The 18849-nt window shown below is 66.7% G+C and carries 17 protein-coding genes; all 17 read left to right on the top strand.

Going from position 1 to position 18849, the window contains the following annotated elements; all coding sequences use genetic code 11:
- The first annotated feature begins 31 nt into the window (after nt 1-31).
- The 17 genes from HMPREF9006_RS00790 (at nt 32) to HMPREF9006_RS00715 (ending at nt 18810) form a co-directional block, all read left to right on the top strand.
- Nucleotides 32-649 carry an L-threonylcarbamoyladenylate synthase gene (locus tag HMPREF9006_RS00790; protein ID WP_009211623.1) on the top strand — a complete coding sequence of 206 codons (618 nt, stop codon included), beginning with the start codon at nt 32-34 and terminating at the stop codon, nt 647-649.
- Between the two features lie 4 nt (nt 650-653).
- Nucleotides 654-1040, top strand: coding sequence for a hypothetical protein (locus HMPREF9006_RS10790; protein ID WP_009211622.1), 387 nt, complete (start codon nt 654-656; stop codon nt 1038-1040).
- Nucleotides 1006-1836, top strand: a complete 831-nt coding sequence (locus HMPREF9006_RS00785) for an alpha/beta hydrolase-fold protein (RefSeq protein WP_009211621.1) — start codon at nt 1006-1008, stop codon at nt 1834-1836. Before HMPREF9006_RS10790 ends, HMPREF9006_RS00785 begins: the two co-directional genes overlap by 35 nt.
- 83 nt (nt 1837-1919) lie before the next feature.
- The gene (locus HMPREF9006_RS00780; RefSeq protein ID WP_009211620.1) at nt 1920-2954 is read left to right on the top strand and encodes an ABC transporter substrate-binding protein; all 1035 of its coding nucleotides are present in this window, start codon (nt 1920-1922) and stop codon (nt 2952-2954) included.
- Nucleotides 2955-2991: 37 nt separating this feature from the next.
- Entirely contained in the window at nt 2992-3990 is a 999-nt protein-coding gene (locus HMPREF9006_RS00775; RefSeq protein WP_009211619.1) for a FecCD family ABC transporter permease, read from the top strand.
- Between the two features lie 26 nt (nt 3991-4016).
- Nucleotides 4017-5030, top strand: a complete 1014-nt coding sequence (locus HMPREF9006_RS00770; RefSeq protein WP_009211618.1) for a FecCD family ABC transporter permease — start codon at nt 4017-4019, stop codon at nt 5028-5030.
- On the top strand, nt 5027-5821 hold the full coding sequence (locus tag HMPREF9006_RS00765; protein WP_009211617.1) for an ABC transporter ATP-binding protein: 795 nt from the start codon (nt 5027-5029) through the stop codon (nt 5819-5821). Before HMPREF9006_RS00770 ends, HMPREF9006_RS00765 begins: the two co-directional genes overlap by 4 nt.
- A 278-nt stretch (nt 5822-6099) precedes the next feature.
- Nucleotides 6100-7149, top strand: a complete 1050-nt coding sequence (locus HMPREF9006_RS00760) for a hypothetical protein (protein ID WP_034230807.1) — start codon at nt 6100-6102, stop codon at nt 7147-7149.
- A 143-nt stretch (nt 7150-7292) separates the two neighbouring features.
- The gene (locus HMPREF9006_RS10985) at nt 7293-8777 is read left to right on the top strand and encodes a type IV secretion protein Rhs (protein ID WP_009211615.1); all 1485 of its coding nucleotides are present in this window, start codon (nt 7293-7295) and stop codon (nt 8775-8777) included.
- Between the two features lie 10 nt (nt 8778-8787).
- A complete protein-coding gene (locus HMPREF9006_RS00750; RefSeq protein ID WP_009211614.1) occupies nt 8788-10131 on the top strand; it encodes a replication-associated recombination protein A in 1344 nt (447 codons plus the stop codon).
- Nucleotides 10132-10252: 121 nt separating this feature from the next.
- Nucleotides 10253-10876, top strand: coding sequence for a 30S ribosomal protein S4 (gene rpsD / locus HMPREF9006_RS00745; protein WP_009211613.1), 624 nt, complete (start codon nt 10253-10255; stop codon nt 10874-10876).
- A gap of 118 nt (nt 10877-10994) precedes the next feature.
- Nucleotides 10995-13700 carry an alanine--tRNA ligase gene (gene alaS, locus HMPREF9006_RS00740; protein ID WP_009211612.1) on the top strand — a complete coding sequence of 902 codons (2706 nt, stop codon included), beginning with the start codon at nt 10995-10997 and terminating at the stop codon, nt 13698-13700.
- A complete protein-coding gene (ruvX, locus tag HMPREF9006_RS00735; protein ID WP_009211611.1) occupies nt 13697-14185 on the top strand; it encodes a Holliday junction resolvase RuvX in 489 nt (162 codons plus the stop codon). The genes alaS and ruvX overlap by 4 nt, the downstream gene beginning before the upstream one ends.
- The gene (gene mltG / locus HMPREF9006_RS00730) at nt 14182-15624 is read left to right on the top strand and encodes an endolytic transglycosylase MltG (protein WP_009211610.1); all 1443 of its coding nucleotides are present in this window, start codon (nt 14182-14184) and stop codon (nt 15622-15624) included. The genes ruvX and mltG overlap by 4 nt, the downstream gene beginning before the upstream one ends.
- Nucleotides 15621-16490 (top strand): shikimate dehydrogenase, encoded by an 870-nt coding sequence (locus HMPREF9006_RS00725; protein ID WP_009211609.1) that lies wholly within the window; start codon nt 15621-15623, stop codon nt 16488-16490. The genes mltG and HMPREF9006_RS00725 overlap by 4 nt, the downstream gene beginning before the upstream one ends.
- Nucleotides 16487-17179, top strand: coding sequence for a prepilin peptidase (locus tag HMPREF9006_RS00720; protein ID WP_009211608.1), 693 nt, complete (start codon nt 16487-16489; stop codon nt 17177-17179). The genes HMPREF9006_RS00725 and HMPREF9006_RS00720 overlap by 4 nt, the downstream gene beginning before the upstream one ends.
- 101 nt (nt 17180-17280) lie before the next feature.
- Nucleotides 17281-18810, top strand: coding sequence for a chorismate-binding protein (locus HMPREF9006_RS00715; RefSeq protein ID WP_034230805.1), 1530 nt, complete (start codon nt 17281-17283; stop codon nt 18808-18810).
- Nucleotides 18811-18849: the final 39 nt, after the last annotated feature.

The raw sequence follows: 18849 nt of genomic DNA, 5'->3' as shown, positions 1-18849 counted from the left end.
GGTCGATGGGGGTTTCAGGCACAATGGGTGTATGTCGTACGTGGAGATGCACCCGGAGAATCCTCAGGCCCGTCTGGTCAGCACGGTCGTTGACCTGCTGGAGCGCGGGGGAACGATCGCCCTGCCCACCGATTCCGGCTACGCGATCGCGACCAAGATCGGTAACAAGGCGGGCATGGACACGATCCGTGCGATCCGCAAGCTTGACGACAAGCACAACTTCTCGTTGCTGTGCCACTCCTTCGCCCAGCTCGGGGAGCTGGTACTCATCGACAACCACGAGTTCCGCACCATGAAGGCGCTCACGCCCGGCCCCTACACCTTCATCCTGCGCGGCACGAAGGAAGTGCCGCGCATCATGCTCAACAAGAAGAAGCACACGGTGGGCGTGCGCATCCCGGACCACGTCATCACCCAGGCGATTGTTGGCGCACTCGGGGAGCCGCTCGCGTGCTCGACGCTCATCATGCCGGGTGAGGAAGAGCCGCTCACGGACGGATTTGATGTCGACGAGCGCATCGGGCACCAGGTTGACCTGGTGGTGGTGGGTCCGGTCGGCGTCGCCGAGCCGACGACCGTCATTAACTTCGCCGGTGGGGATGCGGTTGTCGCGCGCGTGGGAGCCGGCGACGTCTCGCTCTTCGACTAAACGCGTGGCTTTCGGGGAATCCTCCTTCTCTCGTAACGGCTACTGTCGGCTGCGTGTCGAGCCGCCGGACGCCGCGTTTCGACACGGCGAGGCGCACCCGATCATTGGCGATCGCCTCACCGTCGACGGAACCGATGCGGTGCGTGTGATCTTTCAGTCGCGCGCCCGAGGGGCGGCGGGCTACGTCATCCTCAATACCGTGACGGATCGAGCCCGCGAGCACCTCGATGAGTTCCGCATGGACATCGATGCACAGCGTGGTGGTCGTGCCACCCTGGCGTGTGTGCTTCCCGCCGACGCGATCATGAGCTACCAATTCGCGTGGGCCGAGCCGCGCCCCGTCGATCCGCGGGGGGGTGACGGACGCCCGCGCGTGGGTGGCCTTCGTTGAGGAGGCGCGCCCCGATCCCTCCAACCCGCTGCGAATCGTCAACGGGCGCGGGCATCGCGCCTCGCTCTTCGTGGGGCCCGACGCGTCGGTGGTCTGGCCCTCGGTTCCGCGCCCGGACGGGATGCGCGCTCGGCGCGAGGAGAACATTGGAGCGTGCATCGGCGCGCGCCTGGGAGGCTCGTTGAGCCGTCCCGTCATCGTCCACGACGGTGAGACCGAAGCGAGGAGGACTCTCCTTCTCCTTGACGGTCACATATGGCGGGCCAATGGTGTCGGCTGGTTGACCCGGCGCTATCCGGGCCTGCGCATCGTCACCATCGATGCGGGGGAGGGGGTTCAGCGCGAGGCGGAGATGACCGATACCGCCCGCGTGCACGCGCTGGTGTGGGCCGTGTGCGACGAGGCCGGGGTGGGTCCCGTGATGGCCGCCGGACAGTCCTATGGGGGTCTTGCGGTTCTCGACGCCGCCCTGCGAACGGATGTTCCGCTCGACTGCGCTCTCTCTCAGTCCCCGTCCCTGTGGTGGGGAGGAACTGAGAGGGGACGGGGCGAGGGCATGCTCATGGCTGGCCTGCGCGCCGGATCGATCGTGCCGCGTGGGGGCGTGAGACTGCGCCTGCAGGTGGGAACCCTCGAACGGACGATGCGTCCTGTTGTGGACGACTGCGGGCGGATTGTGCGCAGCTATGGCGGCCCGGTCAATGTGGATCACTACCGTAGCGGGCACGATGTCGCGTGGTGGCGCGAGGGACTCGTGAAGGCGCTCGACGACTGGTGCGACCCCGCGGACATGTGATCGTGAGACGGGCCTCGCCGCCAGGAGAAAGCTAAGTTAGGCTTACCTTTGTCCTTGCGTTGTCTACGTGAATTGAGGTACCCGTGCACATGTCGACTCGAATCCGCACCTTTGTCGGTGTCGCGCTCGCCGCGCTCGTGGCCGGAGCCTGCTCGCCCTCTCAACCCACGCCCGCCTCATCCACCGGACCCATGAGCACGGCCGCGACCGAGACCCGGATGGTGACCGACGCCTCCGGTCAGGAGGTTGCCCTTCCCCTCGAGCCCACTCGCGTCGTTACGCTCTCGGAGCCGACGACGGACAACGCCCTGGCGTTGGGGATTACTCCGGTCGGTGCCGTGTCCGGTCGAGGGCAATCCGGTGTCGCCGCCTACCTGGCCGACCGCGCCGACGATGTTCCGATTCTCGGATCGGTCGGCACCCCCAACCTTGAGGCTGTCGGCGCCGCCCACCCCGACCTGATCCTCGTCGATGGAACGTCGGTCAAGAGTGACGACACCGACACGCTGAATGCCCTGAAGCAGATCGCCCCGGTGTTCTACACCGCACACTCTGGGGACGATTGGCGCGAGACCTTCACTCGCACCGCCGATGCGTTGGGTGTCACAGACGAGGCCTCCACCAAGCTCGCTGACTTTGACGCGCACGTGGCGGCCGTCAGCTCCCGCCTCAACGATGGCGGGTACCTGGACCAGACGTACTCCGTGGTGCGCTGGCAGGGTGACAGCGCGGGATTGATCCTCAAGGAGCTTCCTGCGGGCCAGGCGCTGAGCGCGCTGGGGATGAAGCGCCCGGCGAACCAGGACCGCAACGGCGAGGGACACTCCGAACCCGTGTCGCTGGAGAACATCGATCAGATTGACGCCGACTGGATATTCTTCGGTACGCTCGGCAAGTCCTCGGTGAACAACCCGTCAGCCGGTGGCGCCACCGGAGTCGAGGCGTCCGAGGCGGCCCTGGCGGAGGCACGCGCGTCGGTCGGCTTCGACTCCCTTGCAGCGGTCCGCGCCGGGCACGTGATTCCCGTCGATGGGTCCCTGTGGACCTCCACCGGCGGATACCTCCTCATGGAGGGCATCGTCGCGAACATCGAGGATCAATTCGTTCGGGCGTCCTGACCGGGCTCGAGGCCCCAGGCTGCTCGGTCATCCCGGGATGAGAATCCGATATGCAGCGAGCGTCGCCACGGCCGCTTCTGTGGCGACGCTCGCGCTCGTCCTCAGCGTCGCCGCCTCGCTTGCCCTCGGCTCTCGACACATCGCACTCTCGATTGTCTGCGATGCCCTCGTGAGCGGGGGGACGAGCCACGATGCGCAGGTCGTGGTGAGCCTGCGTGTTCCGCGCACGCTCGCCGCCCTCCTTGGCGGTGGAGCGCTCGGCCTCGCCGGTTCCGTCATGCAGGCGATCACTCGCAACCCCCTCGCCGACCCCGGAGTGCTGGGTATCAATGCCGGTGCCGCCTTTGCCGTGGTCGCGACGACGGCCACTTTCGGCGTGACGTCAAGCGGCGTCAACCTCGCCGCGTCGGTTGGCGGAGCCGCGGCAGCATCGCTGCTGGTGTTTGTCCTGTCGGGCAGGGGAGCAACGGGTTCTCGGGCGCGCCTGGCGCTCGCCGGAATTGCCGTGTCGGCCGCGCTCACGTCCGTCACCCAGGCCATCGTGTCCTCGAACCGGCTAGCGTTCAATGAGTTCCGCTTCTGGGCGTCGGGTTCCTTGGAGGGCATCGACATGACGTCGGTCGTCTGTGCTGGCTGCCTCATCGGGGCCGGAGGTGTCGTCGCACTACTGCTCAGCTCCACGCTCGGCATCCTCTCCCTCGGCGACGAGGCTGCGATGAGCCTGGGCGTGCGGGTACGCGTCGTGCGGACCCTCGCCGTTGTCTCGGTCACCGCCTTGGCGGCAGGAGCGACGGCGCTGGCGGGTCCCTTGGCTTTCGTCGGACTGGCTGTGCCGCTCCTGGTTCGGCGAGTGGTCGGTGCCCGGCAGCGAGCAATTGCAGGGTGGTCGATCCTGGTTGGTGCCGTGTGGGTGTGCCTTGCCGATGTTGCCTCGCGGCTCATCCTGGCTCCGTCGGAGGCGCCTGTCGGAGTGATCGTCGCGCTTGTCGGAGCCCCCTTCTTCATCGTGCGTGCATCGGGAAGGGGGATGTCGTGAACCGAGGTCGCTATCGTGCTGTCCGCGTGAAGCACGGGGTGATACGTGTCCATCGTCGTAGCGCCATCGTCGTGACGCTTGGCCTCGTGTTCCTGTCGTGCCTCGCCCTGTACTCGCTCACGTTGGGCGACTACGGGCTCGGCGTCGCCGACTCCCTTCGGCGCCTAACGGGCGATGGCGGCCCATCCGAGGACTATCTCGGAGTCTACTTCGTGCAATCCGTCCGCCTTCCCCGTGTCGTGTGCGCGGTAGCGGTGGGCGCATCCCTTGCGATAGCAGGACGCATCTTCCAGACGATTTCGGGCAACCCGCTCGGCAGCCCCGACGTCGTCGGCCTGTCCGCGGGTTCGGCAACCGGTGCTCTTGTCGCCATCATCATCCTTGGCGCAAGTCCGGCGACGACGGGCACGGGTGCGTTGATCGGGGGCCTGGTCTCGGGTGCTCTGGTTCTGGCCTGCAGCGGTGGAACCCGAGTGACGGGCATTCGCGTCGTCCTGGTGGGGATCGGCTGCTCCGCTGCGCTGCGGGCCCTCAATTCGCTGCTCATCGTCAAGGCTCCTCTTGAGGCGGCTCAACGCGCCCAGCTGTGGAGCGCCGGCTCGCTGAACGGCGTGACTTTCGTCCGAGCGTTTCCTCTGATCGTCGGGCTGGGAATTCTAGGTCTCTCCTGTGTCTGTGCAGCTGCATCCATCGGCCTGCTCGCGATGGGTGATGACGTCGCCACGGGACTCGGGGTGCGCGTGCGCGTCGTGCGTGTGAGCGCCATCGTCTCGGCGATCGTCCTCGTCGCTCTTGCGACTGCGGTCGCCGGACCGGTCGCTTTCGTCGCGCTCTCCGCTCCGCACATCGCTGCGCGTCTGTGCGGTGGAGGGCGAGTAGGCGTCGTGTCCTCGGCGGTTGTGGGCGCAGCGCTCGTGCTAAGCGCCGACGTCGTGGCTCAGAGGATCGTCGCACCCGCGGAGCTGCCGGTCGGGGTTGTGACGGGTGTCCTCGGAGGGCTGTACCTGCTGTGGATCCTGACACGCGAGGAGGCACGATGACGTCAGCGCATCCACAGACCGTGCTTTCCGCACGCGGCATCGTCGTGGGCTATGGGAAAGGGGATCCGATTCTCGACGGTCTCTCGCTCGACGTGCTTCCGGGAGAACTCACCGCGATCGTGGGGCCTAACGCGTGCGGCAAGTCGACCCTACTGCGCGCCCTCGCGCGGGTCTTGCGCGTGCGTGGCGGTGTCGTCGAACTCGATGGGCGAGCCGTGTCCACGATGAACCAGAAGGCGCTGGCGCGCAGGCTCGGCCTTTTGGCGCAGTCGTCCCGTGCGCCGGCCGACATCCTTGTTGAAGAGCTGGTCGCGCGTGGTAGGTATCCCCACCAGCCGCCGCTGCGCCAGTGGTCGGAGCGCGACGAACACGCCGTGGAGCGCGCGATGGAAGACGCGGGCGTGTCGAGCTTGGTGGGCAGGCGCGTGGGAGAACTATCCGGCGGGCAGCGCCAACGGGTGTGGATCGCGATGGCGTTGGCCCAGGAGACGGACATCCTGCTCCTGGATGAGCCCACGACCTATCTCGACCTGAATCATCAGCTCGAGGTCCTGCGCGTTGCCCAGCGTCTCCACAGAGGCGGCACGACGGTCGTCGCAGTCTTGCATGACCTGCATCTCGCTTTCCGCTACGCCACGCACGTGGTGTTCATGAAGGACGGAAGCATCGTCGCACAGGGGAGGCCATCCCAGGTCGTCAACCCCGATGTGATCAACCGTGTTTTCGGGGTTCCCTGCCGGATCATCGATGACCCGGTCACCTCGACGCCGATCGTGATCCCAACGAGCTAGATGGGAGCGCCTCCCGGAAAGCTAACCGGTGGGTAATGTCCGGGAATGATTGTGCGATAACAAGGGTCACAGTCGTGCGCGCCCGCCCCTCCGATCCTTGAAATATCAACGAATTGCAGGCAAGGTCACAACTTTGCTTGTCGTTCGCAATTGTGTTGCCACGGCGAACAATACTAAGGTGGCTATACCAGGTGGTTACTCGCACACTTACCCGGCTGTTATGGGCGTGACCGTGCCGATCGGCGTCAAGTATTGCGAAGAGGGGAAAAGAGACACGCATGACGACAGGAGCGCGCTCGCGCGGGATGGGGCTTCGTATGCCCGTGCTCGCGTTGGCCATCTCCGCTTCGATCGTTGCGGGAGTCTTCGTGAGCGCTAGCCCCGCTCTTAGTGTCGACGGTCCGGGCGACGACGTTACCCAGTGTCTGACCGTCACCGCGGAAGCTTCGTCGGTCGTCATGTCCTCCCTTGTTCGTGCGGGCGCGACCTCTCATGCTGAAGGGGCCGGATGGTCCCCGGGTGTGCAAGGCTCCCGAGGTTTCGTTATCGTCACCCTCGACGATGGGCAGGAAAAGCGAGCGAAGGATGCGACGCTTCCCTCCTGGGTTCCCCCCGCAGTGGCGAGAAATCGAGCGGCGTGGGCCGTCGCAGAGGTGAGCCCCGAAGGAACCTTCGCGCTGGACTTCCCCGTGCCAGCCACCTGGACGGTTGGATCCCAGCATCGGGTGAGTGTCGGCGACGGCGTGAGTGGAACGTATGTCGAACTGCAGGTCTCGGTCACCGACGCCGAGGGTGCCACCCCCTCCTGCAGGCTCACGCCGACGGATCCCGCGACCGATCTGCCTGGTGGCGGCAGTGACGCGTCGACCGAGCCCACGGGCGCTTTTGTTCCCCCGGCCTCGCCGGACATCGTGACACCCAGCGGTGAGTCCAAACCGTCGCCTGTCGATCCCGGCGCGGCGCCCACGAGCGCGGGCGCCAGCCCGGAGAGCGCCGTTGAGGCTTCCTCTCCCGCGCCGAGTTCGCCCGCAACGTCGGCTCAGCCTTCCTCCGCGAATCCCTCCGGGTCTACGACCGGATCTCCCGCGGGCAGTGGGGTGGGCACGGAAGCGACGCCCGAGGCCACGGCTTCGTCGGAGCAGCAGAGAGTGTCAGCCTCACAAATCGGCCCCAAGGCGCACTCTGAGAAGCAGGCGACAAACCAGGCCGCCCGCGAGCAGGAAAGCAGGCTCGGGGTGTGGGTGCTCGCCGGTGGCGCCGTCTTGGCGCTGCTGGGTGCAATCGTGACGGTCAGTATTGTGAAGCGGGGCCACGCTCCTGTGCGCTAGGCGCTGCACCTCGGGCTCAGGCGCGGTGAGAATTCGTGCATTAACCGTGTGGTGTGCGTTGGAATTTAGCATTCACGCGCCACGCCTGTTACTCTAGTTCCAGAACAATGCAACTGAGTATTGAAGGCACTAAGGAGAACGGTATGCAGCACGGACGGGATACCTCTGCGCTCGCCGCGCGTAGGCTGGTGGGGCGCAGTCGAACGATGAGCCTTCTCATGGCCTTGTGCCTGTTCGCCGCAATTGCGTTGGCTATCCCGGGTTTCGCGGCCCGAGCGGATGGGAATGGCTCGGGCTCGAGCCCCGATGACCCCTACGCCATCCCGCGCACTGCTTTCTCGGTGAATCTCGAGCAGGGATCCGAGTTTGAACGGCTCTATGCGAAGACCGGTTTCTGGGGCGTGATCCTTGACGGCGGTGACGTCTCGCCAACCGCTCCCCTCACCTTCGAACGCGGCGGGGAACGCGTGAACGTGGATTCCGACGACCTGTGGCAGGTGACGTCGCTGTCCAACTACAGCATGGTTGTTCAGGTGCCCAACGGCACCAACAACCGCGAGGGGATCACGTGGGAACCCGGAACCATCCACACCGTCCGCGTCGTCATCTACAGCAGTGACGATGATGTCGTGGCCGATTCGTTCCACTACGTCAAGGTGTACAAGCCCTACGAGCCTGATCCTGAGCCGACGACGGAACCCACCACGGATCCTACACCGGAGCCGACCGCCGCTCCCACGACGCAGCCCGCTCCCACGCCAACCACCGCTCCCACGACGCAGCCCGCGCCTACGCCGACCGCTGAGCCTACGACGCAGCCCGCTCCTACGCCGACCGCTGAGCCTACGACGCAGCCCGCGCCGACCGCTGAGCCTACGACGCAGCCCGCGCCGACCGCTGAGCCCACGACGCAGCCCGCGCCGACGGTTGATCCCGCTCCCGCGCCGACGGTTGATCCCGCTCCCGCGCCGAGTGCATCGCCGACGCCGGCTCCTCAGCCCGACGATCCACAGCTGCCGGCCGTGCGACCCACGGAAACCCCCTCGCCGACGCCCACCCCGACTCCGACCCCCACCCCGAGTGCGTCCGCTAACGTGGCCAGACCCTCAGACACACCGGTCTCGCCGGTGTCCGACGAGTCTCAGCTCAACGATGCAAACAAGGGAGGCGTCAGCGCAGCGTTTACCGCCGGCCAGCTGACCATCAACGTCCCCTCTGATAAGGCTGCCGTCGGCGACTGGGTCAGCGCCAACATCATGCAGACCGGCGAGGCTCGCTGGCTCCAGGTGGAGGACTCGAATCAGGTCACGATGGATCTGAGCGGCCTGCCCACCGGAGACTACAAGGTTGTCGTTGCCAATCGCTCCCACGAACTCGTCGGGTGGGCGGAATTCAAGGTGGCCTCGGCCTCCGGGTCCTCCACGGACTCGTCGGTTGATGCATCCGGCGCGGTCAAGTTGCACGCCGAGATGCTCTCCTCCTCCCAGGACGGAGATGAGTCCGAGAGCCTCAACGGATACCTGCTCGGTGCGGGAGCCTGCATGCTGATTCTCGGCGGCCTCGTCGTCGTTCAGGTTCTCTCCGGGCCGAAGATCGGGTCGTCCTCACACGAGGTCACCTTGTCTTAGGCTGTTCCTCGTGGATCTGTTCGATTCTGAGTCCTTCGACGACAGGGGCGTGCCCGCGTGCGACGCGGACGCGCCCCTCGCCGTTCGAATGCGCCCCACGAGCCTTGACGAGGTCGTCGGTCAAGGTCACCTCCTGGGCGAAGGCGCGCCCCTGCGCCGCCTTCTGACGCCCAGCTCGCGCGACGGGGTCGCTGTCTCCTCCGTCGTTCTGTGGGGCCCACCCGGCACGGGCAAGACAACCCTGGCCTACCTGATTGCTCGCGCCTCGGGCAGGCACTTCGTGGAGCTCTCCGCTGTCTCCTCGGGTGTGGGTGACGTGCGTAGCGTCGTGCAGGCGGCGCGGAGGCGGATAGCATCGGGCGATGAAGAGACGGTCCTCTTCGTTGACGAGGTGCACCGCTTCTCTAAGGCGCAGCAGGACTCTCTCCTGCCCGCCGTCGAGAACCGCTGGGTCGTGCTCGTTGCCGCAACCACGGAGAATCCATCTTTTTCCGTCATCTCCCCGCTGCTCTCGCGCTCGCTGCTGCTCACGTTGCGCCCGCTCGAGTCCGACGCGATCGAGGAACTCATCCGGCGCGCGCTCACCGACGAGCGCGGCCTCGGGGGACGTTTCGGCATCGAGGACGAGGCTGTGGCGGGACTGGTGCGCCTGGCCGGAGCCGATGCTCGCAAGTCCCTGACCCTTCTGGAGGCCGCCGCAGGCGTCGCCGACGACCGGGGCGAACGTCTCATCACCGTCGCCGGGGTCGAGGCTGCGGCCAATAGCGCGCTCGTGAGGTGGGGGAGGGATCAGCACTACGACGTTGCCAGCGCCTTCATCAAGTCCATGCGCGGGTCGGACGTGGACGCCTCCCTGCACTACCTCGCGCGCATGATCGAGGCTGGGGAGGACCCCAGGTTCATCGCGCGACGGATTATGATAGCGGCCAGCGAGGAGGTTGGCATGGCCGCGCCGGAGGTGCTCTCCACCTGCGTGGCCGCGGCGCAGGGGGTCGCCAGCATCGGAATGCCCGAGGCGCGTCTCCTCCTGGCTCAGGCCGTCGTCGCCGTTGCCACCGCCCCGAAGTCGAACGCGACGTACCTGGCGATTGACCGCGCGATCGCCGATGTGCGCGCAGGCCGTGGGGGAGCGGTGCCCGAGCACTTGCGCGACGCGCACTACCGTGGGGCCGACATGCTGGGACATGGGAACGGATATCTCTATGCGCACGACCATCCGCATCACGTGGCGGCCCAGCAGTACATGCCCGACGATCTCCAAGGCGTGCAGTACTACGCTCCCACCGACAACGGGCATGAGGCGATGCTCACGAAGCGCCTCGCGATGATTCGCAATCTTCTGAAGAAACGCTAGGATGTAACAGTTGTCCGCGCCCGCGGACACCTGGGGCCTTAGCCGACGGACGCTTCGTCGATCCTGGAGTTGGCCCCATGCCGGGCACGCCGGCATGACATGAGAAACAGGAAGAACAATTATGGCAACGAATCGTTCCCGCAAGCAGGTGCGCGAGTCCCGCGCCCTCGGCCTCGCGCTCACGCCCAAGGCCGTCCGCTACTTCGAGAAGCGCCCCTACGGCCCCGGCGAGCACGGACGTACCCGCCGCCGTCAGGACTCCGACTACGCCGTTCGTCTGAAGGAGAAGCAGCGCCTGCGCGCCCAGTACGGCATTCGCGAGTCCCAGCTGCGCCGCGCCTTCGAAGAGGCCCGCCGCACGGCCGGCCTGACCGGTGAGAACCTGGTCGAGCTCCTCGAGATGCGGCTGGACGCTCTGGTTCTGCGCGCGGGCTTTTCCCGCACGATCCAGCAGGCCCGCCAGGTGGTTGTCCACCGCCACATCCTCGTCGACGGTAAGATCGTCGACCGCCCCTCCTTCCGCGTCAAGCCCGGACAGACCATCCAGGTCAAGCCGAAGTCGCAGACGACCGTTCCCTTCGAGATCGCTGCCGAGGGCATCCACCGCGATGTGCTTCCCGCCGTCCCCGAGTACCTCGATGTTGACCTGGCCCGCCTGAAGGCCACCCTGGTTCGCCGTCCCAAGCGTGCCGAGGTCCCCGTCACGGTCGACGTGCAGATGGTCGTCGAGCACTACTCGCGTTGACACTCGTCGATTCCGCGCCCCCGAGACTATGCTCGGGGGCGCGGTTTCGTTTATCCCACTGTCCGCGTGTGCGCGCCGTTGCGCAGCAACGAGTGGGTACCGACTAACATGGGGGACTATGCGCACGTCTGAAATCCGTACCCGCTGGCTCGACTACTTCGCGTCCAAGGGCCACCACGTGGCCCCCTCCGTATCGCTCATTTCGCCCGAGCCCTCCATTCTCTTTACCGTCGCGGGAATGGTTCCGTTCATCCCGTACATCCTGGGCACCGAGTCCGCCCCGTGGCCGCGCGCCACCTCCGTTCAAAAGTGCATCCGTACCAACGACATCGACAACGTTGGCAAGACGACGCGCCACGGCACCTTCTTCCAGATGAACGGCAACTTCTCCTTCGGCGACTACTTCAAGGAAGGCGCGATCGACTACGCCTGGGAGCTTCTGACGACGCCCCAGGCCCGAGGGGGGTACGGCCTCGACGGAGATCGGCTGTGGATGACGATCTGGGAGAAGGACGAGGTGTCCTTCAATCACTGGACGAAGACGATCGGCGTCGACCCCGAGCGCGTCCAGCGTCTGCCCTTTGAGGAGATCTCCTGGTCGACGGGGCAGCCGGGGCCCGCCGGCGCGTGCTGCGAAATCCACTACGACCGCGGTCCGGCGTACGGCCCGGATGGTGGCCCGATCGTCGACGTTGCGGGCGATCGTTTCCTTGAGATCTGGAACCTCGTCTTCGATGAGTTCGTCCGAGGAGAGGGGGAAGGCCGCGACTTCGAACTCGTCGGCACTCTCGACAAGACCGCGATCGACACGGGTGCCGGCCTGGAGCGCCTCGCCTTCATCATGCAGGACAAGCCGAACATGTACGAGATCGACGAGGTGTTCCCCGTCATCGAGGCCGCCCAGGAGATGTCCGGAAAGACCTACGGGCTGGGCGCGGCCGGCCCCAACGCCGGGGGCGCCTACGACGATGACGTGCGCATGCGCGTCGTTGCGGACCATGTCCGCTCCGCCCTGATGCTCATCAGCGATGGGGTTCGCCCCGGAAACGACGGACGCGGCTACGTGCTGCGGCGACTGATTCGCCGCGCGGTGCGCTCCATGCGTCTTCTCGGCGTCGAGGACGCGGCGCTGCCGACCCTGCTCACCGCGTCCAAGAACGTCATGTCCCTGTCGTACCCCGAGCTCGACTCGAACTGGGAGACCATCCAGGACGTCGCCTACGCCGAGGAGGACGCGTTCCGTCGCACGCTGAGCGCCGGCACCACGATCCTCGACGCGGCGGTGGCTTCCGCCAAGGAAACCACGGGTGCCCCCGTGATCTCCGGCGCCTCGGCGTTCTCGCTGCACGACACCTACGGCTTCCCGATTGACCTGACCCTTGAGATGGCCGCCGAGCAGGGCGTCGCCGTCGATGAGGAGGGCTTCCGCTCGCTCATGGCCGAGCAGAAGGAACGCGCACGAGCCGACGCGCGCTCAAAGAAGACCGGACACACCGATGTTCGCGTCTTCCACGAGATAGAGAAGCAGATGGGCGGGGGATCAACCTTCCTGGGATACACCGAGGAGGCGGCTGACGCAACCGTCCAGGCGCTTCTCGTTGACGGAGCCTCGGCGCCCGCTGCCAGCGCTCCCGCCGAGGTCGAGGTTATCTTGGATCGCACGCCGTTCTACGCCGAGATGGGCGGACAGTTGGCCGACCACGGCACCATTCGACTCGCCGGAGGTGGCGTCGTCGAGGTCCACGACGTTCAGGCGCCGATCCGCGGCCTGAGCGTCCACCGTGGAACCCTGACGGAGGGCACGATGTCGGTCGGAGAGAAGGCGTACGCGCAGATCGACGGCGCTCGCCGCCTCGCCATCGCCCGCGCTCACACCGCGACCCACATGGTCTACGCCGGCCTTCGCTCGGTGGTGTCCAAGGACGCGACACAGGCAGGATCCGAGAACTCGCCGTCGCGCCTGCGCTTTGATTTCCGTCACTCCAGTGCGGTTGACGCAAGCCAGCTCGGCGACATCGAGGCGCTCGTCAACGAGAAGCTTGCCGAGGATCTGACGGTCACCACCGAGGAGATGAGCCTCGATGAGGCGAAAGCCCAGGGGGCGATCGCGCTCTTCGGCGAGAAGTACGGTTCCCGCGTACGGGTCGTCACGATCGGCGACGGATTCGACCGGGAGCTGTGCGGCGGTACCCACGTTCCCACGACCGGCCACATCGGACGCATCACCCTGCTCGGGGAAGGCTCGATCGGTTCCGGAGTGCGCCGCATCGATGCTCTTGTCGGCGATGGGGCCTACGAGTTCCAGGCGAAGGAACACGCCCTCGTCGCCCAGCTGTCGCACCTTGTGGGCGGGCGCGCCGAGGAGCTTCCCGAGCGCATCGAAAACCTGCTGGCCAAGCTGCGTGATTCCGAGAAGGAGCTGGAGAAGGTCCGCACCGAGCAGGCACTCAGCCGCGGTAGCGAGCTCGCCGCGTCCGCGCGCGCCGTCGGGGCGGTGAACCTCGTCGGTGCCGTCGTGGGCGCCATGCCCTCAGCTGACGCCCTGCGCACCCTCGCGCTTGACGTCCGCGATCGCCTGGGTAACGAGCGCGGCGCGGTCGTTGCCCTCGGCGGCATCGTTGCGGGAAAGCCCTCCCTAGTCGTCGCCACGAACGAGGCGGCACGGGAACACTCCATCAAGGCGGGCGCGCTCGTGCGCGCCGTCGGCAAGCACATGGGCGGCGGTGGCGGCGGTCGCGATGACGTTGCCCAGGGTGGAGGCACGAAGCCCGAGGGCCTCGAAGCGGCGATCGATGCGATTCGCCGGGAGATCGAGTCCCTGTGAGCCTGCGCAGGGGAGTTCGCATCGGTGTTGACGTCGGCACCGTGCGTGTCGGCGTCAGCCGGTGCGACCCCGACGGCATCCTCACGATGCCCGTCGAGACCCTTCTTCGTGCCTCGGACTCCGCCGATCTGCGCCGACTCGAGGGCATCGTGCGCGCGCACGACGCCCTCGAAGTGATCGTTGGACTCCCCCGTCATCTGCGCGGCGGGGAGGGAGTGTCGGCGAAGGGGGCTCGAAAGTACGCCCGCCGCCTGAAGACGCTTATTCCGAGCGTGCGTGTCGCGTTGGTCGACGAGCGGCTCTCCTCCAACCAAGCGCACGCCCGGCTGCGTGCGTCCGGAGTCCCCGAACACGAGCATCGCAGCGTCATCGACCAGGTAGCAGCCCAGATCATCCTCGAACAGGCTCTCGAGCTCGAACGGATGAGCGGTCGGGCGCCCGGCGAGGAGATCATCCTCGACAATCACGAAGGAAGGCCCCAATGAGTACGCCTCCCGCATATCCTTTCCGCTCGCGCCGCGAGATTCACTCCGGTGAACCCAAGGTCTACTCCGACGCCCACCTCGAGGAGCAGGCGTCGACAACGGAGCCCACCCCCGCCCCGGATCGGGGCAAGCAACCGGAGGAAGCGGAGGCGCTCGACCCCGATAAGACACCCGTGCGGGGAACGCGCCTGACCCGCCAGCCCTCCGACGTTCTTACTTTCGACGATGTCACTGATGCCCCGCAGCCTTCCCGCGGCCAGGCCAGACGACACAGGCGCTCTGCGGGCGCAAAGCTCCGCGACGGGGCCTCGGAGACGACGGGCATGCGATCGCGGCGCCTCGCGGCCGAACGCCGGGCGGCACGCAAACGCAAGCGGCGTGCCCGCATCCGTTCCTTCCTTGTTCTCTTTCTGGTCCTCGGCCTCGTCAGCGGGGCGGGCTACCTGGCGTATACCCAGCTGGTGAGCTCGTCGGCGACGTCCTCCGACGACTTTCCGGGGCCCGGTAGCGGCAGCGTCGAGGTGACGATCGACGAGGAGGCAACGGGCCGCCAGATCGGTCAGACACTCGTTGACGCCGGTGTCGTCAAGTCGGTGGGTGCCTTCGTGCGCCAGTTTGAGACGAACCGGGCCGCCATGTCGATCCGCCCCGGCACGTATCGCCTGAAGCTTCAGATGAGCGCCTCCGCAGCCCTGGCCGCCCTGCTGGATGAAACCAACCGGGTCGATTCGACGATCACGATCGGCTCGGGTCAGACTCTTTCGGAGGTCAAGGCGCGGATCGTCAGCATCATGGGGGTTGCCGAGTCCGAGGTGAACGCCGCGTTCGCTGACACCGAGGCCATCGGACTGCCCTCCGAGGCCGGCGGAAACGCCGAAGGATGGTTGCTGCCGGGCTCGTACGAGGTATCCGAGGACGATACGCCCACAACAGTGATCGCGCGTATGGTGGCCGGCACCGTTCAGGAACTTGATCGCCTTGGCGTTGCACCATCAGATCGCGAGACCGTGCTCATCAAGGCGTCGATCGTTGATGGAGAGATGAACATCGACAAGTACATGCCGATGGTCGCTCGCGTCATCGACAACCGCCTGGCGGACACGGAGGGAGAGACCAAGGGCCTGCTCGGAATGGACTCGACCGTTCTCTACGGCGTCGGCAAGACGAGCGGGGTCCCCGATCAGGCGGACCTCGACAACGACAACCCCTACAACACTCGCCTGCACGCCGGTTTGCCGCCGACCCCCATCGGCCAGCCCAGCGAGAAGGCGATCAAAGCGGTTTTGAATCCCGCTGAGGGAACCTGGCTCTACTTCGTCACCGTGAACCTCGATACGGGAGAGACCCTCTTCGCCTCCACCCTGGAGGAGCAGGAACAGAACCGCCAGAAGTTCGTGGAGTATTGCGCGGCCAACCCCAAGGTGTGTTCCGCATCATGACATGGGCCGGCGTTATCGGTTCCCCGATCGAGCACTCGCTGTCCCCGGTGATTCACCGGGCAGCCTGGGAGGCGCTCGGGATCAGCGGGTGGGAGTATCGGCGCATCGAGTGCGACAGGGACAATCTGCCCGCGCTGATCGGCGGCATTGATGCGCAATGCGGCGGCCTGTCGGTCACGATGCCCTGCAAGCAGGCGGTGATGCCCCTCCTTGACGCGATTGATCCGCTCGCGAGCGCGGTTGGTGCGGTCAATACGGTCGTGCCTTCCGCGGGGGTACTTGCCGGATTTAACACGGACGTCACCGGCATTGCCTCGGCAATTCGTCGCGCGTGCGCGCGCTCCGGCGTCCCCCACCCCGCGTCTGTCCTGGTGCTGGGGGCGCGGGCGACGGCCTCGTCGGCTCTGGCTGCGCTTGGCGAGCTCGGCATCACGAGGACGAGTGTGGCGGCGCGCCGTTTCGCGGGTCCCGGATCCGTGATCGCGGCCGCCTCCCGCCTCGGGGTCGTCATTGAGCAGATCCCGTGGGCGGACATGGGTGCCGTCGCTCGGGCCGCCGCAGGCGTGGACCTGTTGATCTCGACGCTCCCGGCGGGCGCAGCGGACCCCCTCGCCTCGTTCCTTGCCCCGACCGAGCGCCAGGTTCTTCTCGACGTCGTCTACTCTCCGCGGGAGACCGCGCTGCGCGCCGCGTTCGAGCGCTCCGGGGCCGTCGTCGCCGAGGGCACCGACATGCTGGTCTTTCAGGGAGCATCCCAGGTGCAGCTCATGACGGGCAGAAGCCCGGATCCGGACGTGATGAGACACGCCCTCCACGAGGAACTGGCCCGTCGGGCGCGCGAGAGCGGGGCGGGGGCGCGCGCATGATCGTTGGTTTGCTTCCGCCTCGTATCAGCGCGGACCTGTCGCTTGTGTCGGGTTTCCTCACGTGGGTCACCGTCCTGGTGTGGCTGTGGCGCTCGGGATGGAGAATCCAGCGGCGCTACTTCGTGGAGGCGACGCAAACCCCGCTGACGCGCAACGCCATCGTCTGGGTGGCAGCCCTCGTCGGTGCCGTCTCCTTCGTGGCCGCCCAGATGCGCCCCGGGATACCGGCTGTCCTGGTCGTGTCCATGGTTGGCGCCCTGAGCGCCTATGTCGATGCGCGCACCCATCGCCTGCCCAATGCCTACACGCTGGTCATGGGGATTGGTGTCGCTGCCGGTATCGCCATTGGCGCCGTGATCTCGCCCCTGTGGCAGGAGCGGCTGAGCGGGAGCCTCATCGGAGCGCTCATCTGGCTCGTGCCGATCTGGGTGCTGAATCGCCTTCCGGGCGGAATGGGTGGGGGCGACGTGAAGCTTGCGCCCGTCCTGGGGGCCATGGTCGGATCGGTGGGGATGCACGCCGCCGTCTTTGCCCTCGTGCTTTCCTTCGTCTCGGCGGGGGTGGCCGCCCTGTGGAAGATCGTCGTGGGTTCGGCCGGCACGAAGTCGCGCGTCGCAATGGGACCGTGGATGATTGGGTCCGCACTCGTGGGAACGATCGCGTGGGGAGTCGTCCCCGACTGGCTCTAGGGGCCTTGCCACCCTCATCGTGGACCCGGCGGGCCGATGCGGGGCGGAAATGGGACAATGAGACCGTGAGTACCTTGACGCCTTCGCATCAGTGTGAGCCCGTGAGCCTCGAATGGGGACAGACGTGGCCGCCGCGCGATGTCTTTCGTTCCCTTGCGTGCTCGCGGCGCGTGATCCCCGTCGTTCGGCGGGTGCTCGCCGACGAGCTCAGCGCGGTCGGTGTCTACCGCCAGCTTGCCCATGGAGACTACGGGAGCTTTATCCTCGAGTCCGCCGAACACGGCGGATCCTGGGGACGCTGGTCCTTCGTCGGCGCCTCGAGTGCCGGAGCGATCGTGGCCCGTGACGGCCGGGCGCAGTGGGTGGGTGCCCATCCCGAGGGAGCCCTACGTGAGGGGAGCTTTCTCGAGGTTGTTCACTCGGCGCTCGAGGAGCTCGCAGCTCCGGCTATCGAGGGGATGCCGCCACTGAGCGGTGCGCTCGTCGGGTCGCTCGGGTGGGGGATTATCCCCGAGTGGGAGCCCACCCTGGTGGCGACTGCTCCCAGGGAATCCGATATTCCGGACGCCGCACTGGTGCTCGCTACCGAGGTCGCGGCCATCGACCACGCCACCGGCTCCGTGTATCTGATGGCGATCGCGTGGAACCTTAACGGCTCGGACGACGGCGTGGACGTGGCCTACGATCGCGCGATCGACCGTCTCGACGCGATGACGGCTCAGCTCGCGGCGCCCTTCCCTCCGGCGGTGCTCGGTGCCAGCGGGGACAATCCTCCTCAGGTTCGCCAGCGCACCGCGCGCGAGGACTTCGAATCGTCGGTCAACGCGGCCAAGCGCGCGATCAGGGAGGGCGATGCCTTCCAGATAGTCGTCTCGCAGCGTCTCGATGTGGCGACCCGCGCCAGCGGCATCGACGTATACCGGGTGCTGCGCACGATCAACCCGTCGCCCTACATGTACTTTCTGGACCTGCCCGACGGCGTCGGTGGCCACTTCGAGGTCGTCGGCTCGTCCCCGGAAACGCTCGTTCGAGCCGAGAGGCGTCGCGTGTGGACCTATCCGATCGCCGGTTCCCGCCCGCGGGGCGCGGATTCTTCCGAGGATCATCGGCTGGCGGCGGAACTGCTGGAGGATCCCAAGGAGCTGTCGGAGCACGTCATGCTCGTGGACCTGGCACGCAACGACCTGTCCAAGGTGTGCGAGCCGGCCTCGGTTGAGGTTTCCACGCTGATGGAGCTCAAACGTTTCTCTCACATCCAGCACATTTCCTCGACCGTGACCGGCGTGATGCGCCCGGACGTGGACGCCCTCGACGCGCTGGTTGCGACCTTCCCCGCCGGAACCCTGTCGGGAGCCCCCAAGCCGCGCGCGATCCAGCTGATCGACGACTTCGAACCGGCCGCGCGCGGGGTCTACGGCGGCGTGGTGGGCTACTTCGACCTGTCGGGGGACGCCGACTTGGCGATCGCGATTCGGACGGCCGCCCTGAGGAACGGGGTGGCGTCGGTCCAGGCGGGCGCAGGACTCGTCGCCGACTCGGTGCCGGCACTGGAGTACGAGGAGTCGCGAAACAAAGCCGCCGCAGCTCTCGAGGCCGTCGTGCGGGCATCGACGTTGGTTCCCCTGTCGTGACACGCACGGCGGGACGATCAAGCGGGGCAAGCCCGATAT

The sequence above is a fragment of the Actinomyces sp. oral taxon 180 str. F0310 genome (assembly GCF_000185285.1).
Lineage (GTDB): Bacteria > Actinomycetota > Actinomycetes > Actinomycetales > Actinomycetaceae > Pauljensenia.
Note: the sequence above shows the minus strand (reverse complement) of the source record. Positions and strands in the feature narration are given on the sequence as shown.

Bases quoted from the DNA above. Each gene is read 5' to 3' on its own strand.
- HMPREF9006_RS10985 (WP_009211615.1), top strand. From the start codon at position 7,293: ATGCAGCACGGACGGGATACCTCTGCGCTCGCCGCGCGTAGGCTGGTG.
- HMPREF9006_RS00765 (WP_009211617.1), top strand. From the start codon at position 5,027: ATGACGTCAGCGCATCCACAGACCGTGCTTTCCGCACGCGGCATCGTC.
- HMPREF9006_RS00725 (WP_009211609.1), top strand. From the start codon at position 15,621: ATGACATGGGCCGGCGTTATCGGTTCCCCGATCGAGCACTCGCTGTCC.
- HMPREF9006_RS00720 (WP_009211608.1), top strand. From the start codon at position 16,487: ATGATCGTTGGTTTGCTTCCGCCTCGTATCAGCGCGGACCTGTCGCTT.
- alaS (WP_009211612.1), top strand. From the start codon at position 10,995: ATGCGCACGTCTGAAATCCGTACCCGCTGGCTCGACTACTTCGCGTCC.
- HMPREF9006_RS00760 (WP_034230807.1), top strand. From the start codon at position 6,100: ATGACGACAGGAGCGCGCTCGCGCGGGATGGGGCTTCGTATGCCCGTG.
- rpsD (WP_009211613.1), top strand. From the start codon at position 10,253: ATGGCAACGAATCGTTCCCGCAAGCAGGTGCGCGAGTCCCGCGCCCTC.
- HMPREF9006_RS00775 (WP_009211619.1), top strand. From the start codon at position 2,992: ATGAGAATCCGATATGCAGCGAGCGTCGCCACGGCCGCTTCTGTGGCG.
- HMPREF9006_RS00790 (WP_009211623.1), top strand. From the start codon at position 32: ATGTCGTACGTGGAGATGCACCCGGAGAATCCTCAGGCCCGTCTGGTC.
- mltG (WP_009211610.1), top strand. From the start codon at position 14,182: ATGAGTACGCCTCCCGCATATCCTTTCCGCTCGCGCCGCGAGATTCAC.